This window comes from Bacillus sp. IBL03825, assembly GCF_024712505.1.
GTDB lineage: Bacteria > Bacillota > Bacilli > Bacillales > Bacillaceae_G > Bacillus_A > Bacillus_A wiedmannii.
On record NZ_JAMXKE010000001.1, the window covers coordinates 4,222,162 to 4,234,398 of the forward strand.

Here is a 12,237-nt window from a genome sequence, read left to right on the forward strand (position 1 = left end):
TCCTCTTATTATGCAAAACATTCGTTTTGCAGGTATTAGCACCGTTTCAAACATTTCGTTTGAAGGTTGCCGGGTTTCACAGGGCCTTTCCCTCCACCGCTCTCAATAAGAGTTTGTCTTTATTATTTTATTTATGTAGCTAAAAGGAAATACGTTCCCCTTTTAACAATGTTTGTTAATTTTTTAATAAATTTAGCATGCACAAATGCAAAAGTCAATGACACTTGTGGAAAAATAAAAATTATTTAAAATAAAGTTGCAATTCAATTATCTTTTGTTGTAAAGTTAAAAACATAATAAAATTTCATACGAACATTCTTATCTAGAGAGGTAGAGGGACTGGCCCTATGACGCCTCAGCAACCATTAACATTTGTTAATAAGGTGCTAATTCCAGCAAATTGTGAAAGATTTGACAGATGAGAAGAAGACTCTATTCAAACCGAAAGCCTTCTTCTTTAGAAGGCTTTTTTTATTTTACATTCACTTAATTGTTAATTTAAAAAGGAGGAATTTTCACATGTCAACTATTGAAACAAAACTAGCACAAATCGGAAACCGGAGCGAAACTACAACAGGAACTGTTAACCCACCTGTTTATTTTTCAACTGCTTATCGTCACGAAGGAATTGGTAACTCTACTGGCTTTGACTATTCACGAACTGGCAATCCAACTCGCGGTCTTTTAGAGCAGGCAATTGCAGATTTAGAGTACGGTGAACAAGGTTATGCCTGTAGTTCAGGGATGGCAGCTGTTCTCCTCGTCCTTTCCCTATTCCGTTCTGGAGACGAACTTATTGTATCTGAAGATTTATACGGGGGCACTTATCGATTATTTTCTGAGCACGAAAAAAAGTGGAATGTTCGATGTAGATACGTAAATACACAATCTATTAAACAAATTGAGCAAGCTATCACAACTGAAACGAAAGCTATTTTCATAGAAACTCCAACTAATCCGTTAATGCAAGTTACTGATATTGCCGCTGTCGCAACTGTAGCGAAAAGACACGGACTCCTTCTTATTGTAGACAACACATTCTATACGCCTTATATACAGCAGCCATTAACAGAAGGTGCCGACATTGTACTTCATAGCGCAACGAAATATTTAGGGGGACATAACGATGTCCTAAGCGGACTTGTCGTTGCAAAAGGAAAGGAACTTTGTGAGGAAATCGCTCATTATCATAATGCCTCTGGTGCGGTCTTAAGTCCATTTGACTCATGGCTATTAATTCGTGGTATGAAAACGTTAGCGCTTCGTATGAGACAACATGAAGAAAATGCAAAAGCAGTTGTTGCTTATTTAAATGACGCAGACGGAGTGACAGATGTATTTTATCCTGGAAGAGGCGGCATGATCTCATTTCGTCTGAAAGATGAAACATGGATCAATCCATTCTTACAATCTTTATCCTTAATTACATTCGCTGAAAGTCTTGGTGGTGTTGAAAGTTTAATGACGTATCCAGCAACGCAAACACACGCTGATATTCCTGAAGAAATCAGAACAGCAAACGGTGTATGTAATCGTCTTCTACGATTTTCCGTTGGCATTGAAAATAGTAACGATTTAATTCAAGACTTAAAGCAAGCCATTAAACTTGTAAAAGAAGGTGTAAAAATATGAGTTATTCTATAGATACACTCTTACTGCACAACCAATATAAACATGACTCGCAAACAGGAGCTGTTAACGTTCCCATCTATAATACATCAACATTCCACCAGTTTGATGTAGATACGTTCGGAAAATATGACTATAGTCGCTCTGGTAATCCAACTCGTGAAGCTCTTGAAGATATCATTGCTTTATTAGAAGGAGGAACAAAGGGATTTGCCTTCGCATCAGGAATTGCAGCGATTTCTACTGCATTCCTCCTTCTTTCACAAGGCGATCACGTACTCATTTCAGAAGACGTATACGGAGGAACTTACCGAATTATAACTGAAGTGCTCTCCCGTTACGGTGTGTCACATACATTTGTTGATATGACAAATTTAGAAGAAATAAAGCAAAACATTAAGCCAAACACAAAACTCTTTTATGTGGAAACACCCTCTAATCCACTTTTAAAAGTGACAGATATTCGTGCTGTTTCTAAACTTGCAAAATCTATTGATGCCCTTACTTTTGTTGATAATACATTTTTGACACCACTATTCCAGAAACCACTTGATCTTGGCGCCGATGTCGTTCTTCACAGTGCCACAAAATTCATTGCCGGTCATAGTGATGTTACTGCCGGATTAGCGGTTGTAAAAGATGCCGAACTCGCTCAAAAACTTGGATTTTTACAAAATGCATTCGGCGCTATTTTAGGTCCTCAAGATTGTTCTCTCGTACTTCGCGGTCTAAAAACATTGCATGTACGTCTTGAGCATTCAGCTGCAAACACCAATAAAATTGCACACTATTTACAAGAGCACGCTAAAGTTAAAAACGTCTATTATCCTGGCTTACAAACACATCTTGGATTTAATATTCAACAATCTCAAGCTACATCAGCCGGAGCTGTCCTATCTTTCACTTTACAATCAGAAGACGCACTCCGCCAATTTTTATCAAAAGTAAAATTACCTGTCTTTGCAGTTAGTTTAGGAGCTGTCGAATCGATTCTTTCCTACCCAGCTAAAATGTCACATGCAGCACTGTCGCAAGAAGCTCGTGATGAAAGAGGGATTTCTAATTCATTACTTCGGTTATCCGTCGGTCTTGAAAATGTTGACGATTTAATATCCGATTTTGAAAATGCCCTTTCTTATGTAGAAGAACCTGTAAATGCATAGAACGAACAGAAGGTATGAAATTAAGTTTTCATATCTTCTGTTTTATGCCGTTACGTATATTTTTTACTTTTCGTATAGTTCATAAAAAAAACGAAAGAGCACCATCTATTTCTAAATAATGAATTAATTGATATATTAAGAAGTAAAAAAGGGGCAAAAATAATGGATACTTGTGCAGATGTTTTAATCGTTATCGATTTACAAAATGGAGTATGTTATAGCGAAGAGCATTTATTTGATTTACAAAATTTACTTACAAAAGTAAATAAAAGAATTTCTTCATACAGAAAATCAAATAAACCAATCATTTTTATTCAACATTGTGATGATGATTTAGTACCTGAAAAAGAACTTTGGGCTATTCATGCTGATCTAGATGTTCAGGAACAAGATTTTTTTGTAAGAAAAACACATGCCAATTCATTTTATAAAACAAACTTGAAAGAGATTTTAGAACAATTATCTGTACACCGTATTGAATTTTGTGGCGCCCAAACAGAGTACTGTATGGATGCTACGATTAAATTTTCCCATGGACTAGAATACGAAAACTTCATGGTACAGAAAGCAACCTCTACGTTACATAATCCATTTATGTCCGCAAAAGAGACAATTGATTTTTATGAGAACATATGGAACCGCAGATTTTTAAAGCTGATAAAAGATGAACTCTAGAATATATAACTAATGTCTTGGTAATTCTAAAATTTATCAGCTATACTCAAATATTTTGTTATCACCATAAAGATGCTGACTACATTCAGCTTCTTTTCTTTTAACCTGTTTTATATTCTATATATAACATTATAATTCCTTTTTCTTATTATTTTAAAAATTTTGTATATTCATTTGAAAGAATAAGAAAATCATGATAAAATTGTGTTACAAATATATCTATATCTTTCAATTTTTAAAACGCATCAAAATTTTCACCCAAAAATGTCATTTTACAAAACCATGCAAATTTACCTACTTTATTTACATCAGGGTCTCTTTTCTTACAATTTCTTTACTTTAGGAATTTTTTTCTGCAACAACTGTTTTCTTTTCTTTAATTTTTTGGTATGTATAGTATGGTATAACAGCTCACACGGAGGTGGAAAAGAACATGTTAGAAACCTTTCAAAAAGAAATAGAACTATATGAAAGCAATGCAGAATTATTGAAAGTACTTGCTCATCCTGTTCGCTTATGTATTGTAAAAGGATTAATTGAACGTGGTCCAAGCAACGTTTCTACAATGTACACTGGCTTAAACATGCCACAATCTACAATTTCACAGCATTTAGCAAAATTAAAAAGTGCTAAAATCGTTTCAAGTGAAAGAAAAGGATTGGAAATTTATTACAAAGTAGAAAACGAGACAATTATTCAACTCGTTCGCGTATTATTAGGTTAAGAGCTCATAAACAGAGAAAAAGGGCGTATTTTATATTTTTCATCTCATATCTTTAATATAAATATATATCATGAGAGAAAATATATGATGCTACATAATTAAAAAGTCGTATTAAAAAACAAGACACAGAAATATGCTGTGTCTTGTTTTTTTATATTTTCAAATACTGATTCAAGTGTAACTGTTGCATATGTTTCGTATGTATCACAACATCAAATGCAATCCCTAATCCTCCGCTCAAAATCATAGAACGAACTGCACGATTTTGTTTTTGAGTTTCAGAAAAAGGATTTCGATCTTGGTGATCCGTAAGCTGATCTAATATTCCTGCTGCTAACAAAAACTCAGATTGCTTCTTATGCCATACTATATTCATGCCTTGCAGGCTAAACATCTCTTTCAGTTCGTCCCAATGAATATGAGTAGTAAGATCCATTTCACCTGGATGCGCTAAAGGATTACGGATTAACTTATGCTCGTAATATCCTCGTAAACTTCCTTCTTGATGTGCAGGATGCATCCATTCTTCTTTTGTGTATCCATAATCAACGGTAATACATACACCTCGTTGAAACCATTTCGCCATTTCTACTATATATTCTTCCATCGCAAGTGGCACTTCAAAACGCTGACCTTCAGCAAGATGAATATTATATTTCAATAAGTATCGACCAATACTTTTCTGTAGCGGTCTACATACTTCTGCGAGTTTCCCTTCCTCTGTGTACGTAACACGTACTTCATACAATATTCCATTTCTCTTCTCAATTACTTCAACAGGAAATGCATCAAATAACTCATTCGAAAAAAGAATCCCTTCGAACGATTCTCCCATTTCACTATGCGACGTATAATACGACACATTAGAAAACGAACAAAGATTTTTCTGCTGTAAGTTTCTATGAAAAGGGCTCATTTCAATCATTGAATAGTTTAAATCCATAAAGGTTTCTGGAGATACTTGCTTCCACTCTTGTAAAACATCATAGGCAAACCTTCCTGTTCCCCCACCAATCTCACAAATATTCGGAGCAACTTCACCATTTTCAACAAGACGAATAAAAAACTTAGCAAATGTTTTTGCAAAAACAGAGGATACGTTGCTACTTGTAAAAAAATCCCCTTGTCTTCCAATTTTTTCACGTTCCTTCATATAATAGCCATGTCCCTCTGTGTACAATACGAGGTTCATATACGTACTATATGAAATTGAATAATCCTTCTCTTTCTCCATCCATTCTTTTAAAATGAGCTCCATCTCCATACTAGCTCCTTACTGTAAAAATGGATTATTTTCTTTTTCAAAACCAATGCTTGTTTCTGGACCATGTCCACATAGCACCGCTGTTTCATCTGGTAATACAAATAATTTTTCTTCAATGCTTCCAATCAATTCAGCAAAACTTCCACCGGGTAAATCTGTTCTTCCGATGCTCATTTGGAACAATACATCACCAGAAAATACAGCATTCGCCTCTTTACAATAATAAGAAATACTGCCTGGAGAATGTCCTGGCGTCTCAAAAATCTCAAAATTAAATGAACCAATTGCTAATGCACCTTCTGCATCAATAATATGATCTGCTGGTTTTGCTGTAATACTGCGATTCATCATAAAAATTTGAGAGCCATTTACAGTTGCATCGCCTAACCAATCTGCTTCTTCTTTATGTACATACACAGGAATATGAAAAGCGTCTCTTACCGCGTCAACAGCACCAATATGATCAAAGTGAGCATGTGTTAATAAAACAGCCAGTGGCTTTAATTGTTCTTCTTGTAAATATGTAACGAGCTTCTCTCCTTCGTGACCAGGATCAAAGATAATACACTCATTTTGATCATTCGTTAAAATATAAGCATTCGTTTGTAATGGGCCTAACGGCATTTGTATCCATTTCATATGAAAATCTCCTCCAATTATTAAACTTACTTTCAATGATACAACATTTTTTTCTCTTAGGAAAAGAAAGGATGCTATCTCGACAATCATTTTTAAAACATGTACAATATAAAAGAGTTAATATTCTAAAAACTCACATTAAGGAATGGGTAGACAGAGGAGGATATTGTATGGGCCTTGTTATTATTTTTGCGCTAGTCACTCTGTTAGCTGTATTCGCTACGCTTAGAACTCTTCGCGAAAAAAATTTATTCGCGGGCGGCTTTGCAATTGCAACTGTACTCGTTTTCGGATGGTTTACGATCATGACTGTTCTATATAACGGGTACCCACCAGCAGCTTAATTCATTTACATGTTATTCTTCATCAAGGTTTCACACAAAAAGAGGAAGGGTTTCCCCTTCCTCTTTTCATATTTCACAACTTATGCCATCTTCGCTTCGTATTTGTGCTTTTTTACAAGCCAAGCTCCTCCGATAACACCTGCATCATTACCAAGTATTGCAATCGCTAACTTTGTGCTCTTTACAGCACGTGAGAAAGCATATTGCTCGAAATAACGTTGAATTGGCTCTAATAGTGCATCTCCAGCTTTAGATACGCCCCCGCCAATAACAATTTTCTCTGGGTTCAACGTACTAGCAAGGTTCGCTACAGCTAATCCTAAATAAGAAGCTACTTTTTCTACTACTTCGCCTGCTAGCTCGTCACCTTGTCCAAGTGCTTCAAACACATCTTTTGATGTAATACGCCCTTCTTCTGCTAACATAGAACGTAGAACACTCTCTTTATTAGTCTCTTGTATTTTTTGCATAGCAACACGCACAATACCCGTTGCAGATGCTACAGTTTCTAAGCAACCAAATTTCCCGCAATTACATGGGAAAGCATTCTCTGTAACTACTGTAATGTGTCCGATTTCACCAGCAGCTCCGCTTACGCCGTGTACAATTTCACCATTGGCAATTACACCGCCGCCAACACCAGTACCAAGTGTCATACAGATTAAATCTTTTGCTCCTTCACCAGCACCTTTCCACATTTCACCAAGCGCTGCTAAGTTTGCATCATTATCAATAACAACAGGTAATCCTGTTTCTACTTCTAATAAATCTTTTAACGGATAGTTTTTCCATCCTAAATTAACCGCTTCATAGATCATTCCAGACGCCACGTGTACAGGACCAGGAGCTCCCATACCAATACCGATTAACTTGCTTTTCAATTCACCTAACTCTTCTAACTTTTTATCGATAGCTTTCGCTACATCAAGCGTAATATGTTTTCCTTGCTCATTTGTATTCGTAGGGATTTCCCACTTATGTAAAATTTCACCGTACACATTAATAAATGCTAATTTAATCGTTGTACCACCAAGGTCAACCCCAACTAACCATTTCTCTTCCATGTTGCTTACCTACCTTTATCTAATTCTTATTTAGCTCTTTTTGAATTTCTTGCTTCAATAAAAATAAAGCTGTTTGATAGTCTTGTGGATCGATTAACTGTGATTGATTTAATTCACGCAATTCATCTTGCATTAATTGTAAATCTGCAATTCGATCACCCGTATAAATAATCGTACCAAATTTCTTTAGCAATTGTTGAATATCATAAATAGATACCATTTCATCACCCTCTATGCTCACTTACTATAAAAAATTATAATAAGAAAACGTTCACATATTTTATTATAATCAAGAAGAAAAAGTCTCGTCAATTTTTATTTGTCTATACAAGCCCATTCTTAACCATTGTTCCTTTTTCTGTAATAATTTTTTCTACGTTTTTATCAAACGGCTCTACTGGAATATGGTCTACCATTTGAAAACTATAAGCTAATGATAGCGTTTTCCCTTTATAATGCACGAGATAACGATCATAATACCCACCGCCATATCCAATCCGTTCTCCTCGCTCTGTATAAGCTACACCTGGTACGATTTGAAGATCAATGTCATCTGCATTCACTTCTTCCGTACGCGCTGGAATTGGTTCACGTAAATTCATATACACTATTTCTAATTGATCAAAATTACTAATTTGCCGGAAAGACATTGTTCGTGTTCCTTTATTACACTTTGGAACAACAACTCTCTTTCCTTCTTCCCAAGCTTTTTCGATAATAGAATATGTATTCACTTCATTTTCCATTGAGAGAGTGATTCCAATTGTTTTAGCTTCAGCCCACTCTTTTTGCGCATACAACGAAAATGCAATTTGCTCTGATAAAGTTGTATACCGTTCTTCTGATAAAGAATTCATGTGCTCTATTATTTGTTTACGTAAACGTACTTTCTCTTCTCTCACACACTTTCCCCCTCACAGTAATACTTTGCTCTACGATGATAGTGTATCACTTTTAACAGGGAAATCGAATAAAAAAAGAAACAGTAGGAAAATATTCCTACTGCTTACTTTGTTTCACGGTGTAACGTAGACTTCTTGTCACGCTTGCAATACTTTTTAAGCTCGATACGCTCAGCGTTGTTACGTTTGTTTTTCTTTGAGATATAGTTACGATCTCCGCATTCTGTACATGCTAGAGTAATATTCACACGCATTCTTATTCCCTCCAGTACTAATAACTTAAATCAGACTATACTATAATACCACTTTTAAAATAAAAATTCTACACCTTTTGATATTGTCTAATTTTTTCTATAAGATTTTTCATGTTTTCCCTTGCTATTACTGGGTTTCTGGCATGCGAATACACTAAAAATTTCGGTTGTTTTGTGTCAGAAACGATATAAGACCACTCTTTTTCGGTATATTTGAACTGTACTCCTTCAAATATACCTTCTTCCTTTCTTTCCATATCAGCCAATAATTTCCTCATTACTTTTCCTTTTTCATTCCATGAACATACAACTTCATCACAAAGTAGATAGAGCGGCGGTGATTGCTCTACTATGCTGAGAAATGTTTTCCCCTGCAATGCTATTAACTCGAATAATTTTCCAATTCGATATAAAATATCTCGCTTCCATCTTGCTTGAAACGACTTTTTTTCATCCTGCGTATAAAATAGAAGGTAACATTCTCCTAATTTCAAAGACATCGGGTAAATATTTCCTGCCGATTCAAGTAATAAATCTGGAATATCTACCTCTTCAAAATCTGTTCCTTGGTAAATATTACTATGATTATCATATAACTCGAAATAATTTCCTTGCTCTGAAAACATAAGTGCCATATTTGCTTTACTTGATTTCATCAAAGCTTTCACATGATCCTTTTGTTGGCCCGCATAAATCCATGTAACTGTGCATCCGAGCCTTTGTAAAAAGAGCATCAGTAAATGTTGTAACATATCATTCCTCTTATTAATAAGAAGATGAAACTTTTGTTGTTGTATTTTCTCAATATCAACGCGCTCTAATACAGCCTCTATATAATCATGTAAAGAAACGTGGACTAGCTTATTCCGCCCCATTTCTTTCTCACATACGTAATAAAACGACTCAGACATATATACTTGTTCTATCGCTTTTTGCTGCTTATACGTTAATTGTACCCCATCCTTACCATATAACTTTATAACAACCTCTTTTTCATTTTCCACTTGAATGAAAACCCCACCAGCACATTGTAAATCCTGAATGCTATACTGAAAAAGCGATTCGTTCATTTCTTTGCATTCCATCGTATGAACCCCGATACCATGAATCGCATGAAGAAAGAGATTTTTATAAGAAGTCGTTTCTATATGTTCTTGACTCCCAATTAATATACTTTCCCCTTTCGCAAAAAGGGACCCGTACGCCATTGCAACCTTTACAATAAATTGAGGAGTGATCTCAACATTACCTCTTCCTACAATGCGGCTTTTTTGCAGCCATCCTGCACTCTTTTCACTTTCTTGAACACCAGCCGATCCTACTACCGAATAGCTGTCAATCGCCTTATATGGCCATAGTTTTCCCTTTTGCTTAATTACCGTACTTTTCCCTATATGACAATGATCTGCTACAATGCTTTTTTGAAACAGCGTAACGTCATCTTCCACCATTGTATGCTCTCCTATTGTCGTTTCTAATAGCTCGCAATACTGCCCAATGTGCGTATTTGCAAAAACAATACTTTTTTGAAGATGAGAATAACTTGAAACAATACTATTTTTCCCGATAATAGAGTACGGTTCAATTACAGCTCCAGCACCAATCTTTACTCCTTCTCCAATAAAAGAAGGACCGTGAATTTTCGTTCCTTTTCCTATCGTCACACCTTCTCCCATCCATACCATCGGCAATACTTCCGTATAAGGAATTGGTACTTGCAATTTTTTCGTTAACAAATCAAATTGTGCTTGTCGATATTGATCAAATGTACCGATATCTAACCAATAACCTTCTGACAAATATGCAAATAATGCGTTCTTATTTGCCAATAGCGGAAACACATCTTGACTGAAATCAAAAAATTCTCCGGGCGGTATGTAAGAAAAAATTTCTGGCTCCATAATATATATACCTGTATTCACAATATTAGAGACTACTTCATTCCAGCTCGGTTTTTCTATATATCGTGTAACCTCTTGTTCTTTGTTCATTACAACTAAACCGAATGAGAGTGGGTTTTCTACTTCCTTTACAAACATAGTTACCATTCTTTTCTTTTGTTCATGAAACATAATTCCTTCTGATAATTGAAAATCAGTTAACGCATCCCCGCTTATGACAACAAACGTTTCATCTAAAAATGTTTCCGCTTGTTTAATACTCCCTGCGGTTCCAAGCGGTGGAGAGTCTTCAAAATAGTACAAGTTAACGCCCCATTTGCTACCGTCACCAAAATATTGCTTAATGGCTGTACTCATATACTGAACAGTAATTGCAATTTCACGAATACCATGCTGACGTAATAATTCAATATTGTATTCCAAAACTGGCTTTTCTAATAATGGCAACATCGGCTTTGGAGTATTACATGTTAATGGTCTAAGGCGTCGTCCTTTTCCTCCAGCTAAAATAACCCCCTTCATATACTTCAGCCTCCACTTATATAATGTTCAGTAACTTCATATACGATATGTATATTATCTACCCCGCATTAACTAGCAGTATAAAATAAAACTTTAATTAGTAGGGATTTTGTGCATCCCCCACTGATTATTAGCCTTGACCACTCGACTCGGGCTTTTACAGGCAGTAAAACTCCCTATATACATGTACATTTTAAACGCCACGAAAGAAAGCGCTTACTATTAACTCGTTAAACTATTACTTATTAAATGAACAACATATGTGTCCTATTTTTTCCATTACATTATGATACATCTTATCATCATAAACTAAAGGAAACAACGAGCTTTTTTTGTCATGTTTTGACTAAAAAAGGCAGGTGATGTTTCACCTGCCTTTTTTCTTTATTCATTTAATAAGTAATGCTTTCCTTTTACTAAATAAAAAACATTTTCAGCAATATTTGTAATATGATCTGCTACACGCTCGATATATCTCGCCACAAAGGATAATTGTGTAATTTGTGTAATTGCTTCTGGTTGTTCTGGAACTGAAGATATAAATTCACGAATCGCTTTCCCATATATTTCATCAACTGAATCATCCATTTCGGCAATTTGTTTCGCAAAAGTTAAATTTTCTTGCTCATATGCTTCTAGCGCTAACTGTAGCATCTTATTTGCAATTGCAAACATTTCATCAAGATTGTGCAAACTAACAACCACCTCTTTTTCCCCAAGACGAATTGTTGATTTCGCAATATTAACAGCATGATCTGCAATACGCTCTAAATCTGTCGCTGTTTTAATTGAAATGAAAATCCTTCTTAAATCACTTGCTACAGGTTGCTGCTTCGTAATAAGCATCAGCGCAAGATCATTTATTTCCTCTTCTAAATTATCCATACGATAATCACCATCAATTACCTCTAACGCTTTCTCTACATCCCTTTTATGAAGACCTTCCATAGCAAGCAATAAAGCTTCCCTCGCTAGCTCTCCAAGCTCAATCACCTTTTGCTGTAACATTTTTAAATCACATTGAAACTGTTCTCTTACCATTGTTTCTTCCCCCTCAATATTATGTGCCATTATATATAGATCTCCTACCTAGCCTACTTGTAATAAGCCTTAAGATAGGAGAAGTATTACTTCTCTAATTAAATGAGGTAAAAAT

13 protein-coding genes and 2 riboswitches are annotated in these 12,237 nt (G+C 35.4%); of the genes, 5 read left to right on the forward strand and 8 right to left on the reverse strand.

The genetic code is table 11. The features are described from left to right. Positions 1-2: 2 nt before the first annotated feature. Positions 3-112, reverse strand: a riboswitch (SAM riboswitch). A 203-nt stretch (positions 113-315) separates the two neighbouring features. Continuing rightward, a riboswitch (SAM riboswitch) is annotated at positions 316-425 on the forward strand. Between the two features lie 94 nt (positions 426-519). The 4 genes from metI (at position 520) to NHG49_RS21660 (ending at position 4,191) form a co-directional block, all read left to right on the forward strand. Next, complete coding sequence (gene metI / locus NHG49_RS21645) at positions 520-1,632, forward strand: cystathionine gamma-synthase/O-acetylhomoserine thiolyase (RefSeq protein WP_064474796.1); 1,113 nt, start codon at positions 520-522, stop codon at positions 1,630-1,632. After that, positions 1,629-2,792 (forward strand): cystathionine beta-lyase, encoded by a 1,164-nt coding sequence (gene metC / locus NHG49_RS21650; RefSeq protein ID WP_064474795.1) that lies wholly within the window; start codon positions 1,629-1,631, stop codon positions 2,790-2,792. Before metI ends, metC begins: the two co-directional genes overlap by 4 nt. 162 nt (positions 2,793-2,954) lie before the next feature. Next, a complete protein-coding gene (locus NHG49_RS21655) occupies positions 2,955-3,467 on the forward strand; it encodes a cysteine hydrolase family protein (protein ID WP_064474794.1) in 513 nt (170 codons plus the stop codon). A 433-nt stretch (positions 3,468-3,900) separates the two neighbouring features. Further along, positions 3,901-4,191 carry an ArsR/SmtB family transcription factor gene (locus tag NHG49_RS21660; RefSeq protein ID WP_000894375.1) on the forward strand — a complete coding sequence of 97 codons (291 nt, stop codon included), beginning with the start codon at positions 3,901-3,903 and terminating at the stop codon, positions 4,189-4,191. 151 nt (positions 4,192-4,342) lie between these two features. Here the strand turns inward: NHG49_RS21660 and NHG49_RS21665 are convergent, their stop codons facing one another. Further along, a complete protein-coding gene (locus NHG49_RS21665) occupies positions 4,343-5,455 on the reverse strand; it encodes a class I SAM-dependent methyltransferase (RefSeq protein WP_064474793.1) in 1,113 nt (370 codons plus the stop codon). Between the two features lie 9 nt (positions 5,456-5,464). After that, positions 5,465-6,094 carry an MBL fold metallo-hydrolase gene (locus tag NHG49_RS21670; RefSeq protein ID WP_000871244.1) on the reverse strand — a complete coding sequence of 210 codons (630 nt, stop codon included), beginning with the start codon at positions 6,092-6,094 and terminating at the stop codon, positions 5,465-5,467. Positions 6,095-6,264: 170 nt separating this feature from the next. Between NHG49_RS21670 and NHG49_RS21675 the strand changes: the two genes are divergently transcribed. Next, complete coding sequence (locus NHG49_RS21675; protein ID WP_000524847.1) at positions 6,265-6,438, forward strand: DUF2759 domain-containing protein; 174 nt, start codon at positions 6,265-6,267, stop codon at positions 6,436-6,438. Between the two features lie 80 nt (positions 6,439-6,518). Here NHG49_RS21675 and glcK read toward each other — a convergent pair whose 3' ends face one another. The 6 genes from glcK to phoU form a co-directional block, all read right to left on the reverse strand. After that, positions 6,519-7,502: a glucokinase gene (glcK, locus tag NHG49_RS21680; protein WP_064474792.1), complete on the reverse strand. Its 984-nt coding sequence runs from the start codon at positions 7,500-7,502 to the stop codon at positions 6,519-6,521. A 19-nt stretch (positions 7,503-7,521) separates the two neighbouring features. Further along, a complete protein-coding gene (locus NHG49_RS21685) occupies positions 7,522-7,722 on the reverse strand; it encodes a YqgQ family protein (RefSeq protein ID WP_000253699.1) in 201 nt (66 codons plus the stop codon). Between the two features lie 103 nt (positions 7,723-7,825). Then, the gene (locus NHG49_RS21690; protein ID WP_064474791.1) at positions 7,826-8,404 is read right to left on the reverse strand and encodes a 5-formyltetrahydrofolate cyclo-ligase; all 579 of its coding nucleotides are present in this window, start codon (positions 8,402-8,404) and stop codon (positions 7,826-7,828) included. 104 nt (positions 8,405-8,508) lie between these two features. Then, positions 8,509-8,658, reverse strand: coding sequence for a 50S ribosomal protein L33 (rpmG, locus tag NHG49_RS21695; protein WP_001265616.1), 150 nt, complete (start codon positions 8,656-8,658; stop codon positions 8,509-8,511). Positions 8,659-8,726: 68 nt separating this feature from the next. Next, positions 8,727-11,081 (reverse strand): sugar phosphate nucleotidyltransferase, encoded by a 2,355-nt coding sequence (locus NHG49_RS21700; protein WP_098102402.1) that lies wholly within the window; start codon positions 11,079-11,081, stop codon positions 8,727-8,729. 384 nt (positions 11,082-11,465) lie between these two features. Next, positions 11,466-12,122: a phosphate signaling complex protein PhoU gene (gene phoU, locus NHG49_RS21705; protein ID WP_033657724.1), complete on the reverse strand. Its 657-nt coding sequence runs from the start codon at positions 12,120-12,122 to the stop codon at positions 11,466-11,468. Positions 12,123-12,237 lie beyond the last annotated feature (115 nt).

Bases quoted from the DNA above. Each gene is read 5' to 3' on its own strand.
- metI (WP_064474796.1), top strand. From the start codon at position 520: ATGTCAACTATTGAAACAAAACTAGCACAAATCGGAAACCGGAGCGAA.
- metC (WP_064474795.1), top strand. From the start codon at position 1,629: ATGAGTTATTCTATAGATACACTCTTACTGCACAACCAATATAAACAT.
- NHG49_RS21655 (WP_064474794.1), top strand. From the start codon at position 2,955: ATGGATACTTGTGCAGATGTTTTAATCGTTATCGATTTACAAAATGGA.
- NHG49_RS21660 (WP_000894375.1), top strand. From the start codon at position 3,901: ATGTTAGAAACCTTTCAAAAAGAAATAGAACTATATGAAAGCAATGCA.
- NHG49_RS21665 (WP_064474793.1), bottom strand. From the start codon at position 5,455: ATGGAGATGGAGCTCATTTTAAAAGAATGGATGGAGAAAGAGAAGGAT.
- NHG49_RS21670 (WP_000871244.1), bottom strand. From the start codon at position 6,094: ATGAAATGGATACAAATGCCGTTAGGCCCATTACAAACGAATGCTTAT.
- NHG49_RS21675 (WP_000524847.1), top strand. From the start codon at position 6,265: ATGGGCCTTGTTATTATTTTTGCGCTAGTCACTCTGTTAGCTGTATTC.
- glcK (WP_064474792.1), bottom strand. From the start codon at position 7,502: ATGGAAGAGAAATGGTTAGTTGGGGTTGACCTTGGTGGTACAACGATT.
- NHG49_RS21685 (WP_000253699.1), bottom strand. From the start codon at position 7,722: ATGGTATCTATTTATGATATTCAACAATTGCTAAAGAAATTTGGTACG.
- rpmG (WP_001265616.1), bottom strand. From the start codon at position 8,658: ATGCGTGTGAATATTACTCTAGCATGTACAGAATGCGGAGATCGTAAC.
- NHG49_RS21700 (WP_098102402.1), bottom strand. From the start codon at position 11,081: ATGAAGGGGGTTATTTTAGCTGGAGGAAAAGGACGACGCCTTAGACCA.
- phoU (WP_033657724.1), bottom strand. From the start codon at position 12,122: ATGGTAAGAGAACAGTTTCAATGTGATTTAAAAATGTTACAGCAAAAG.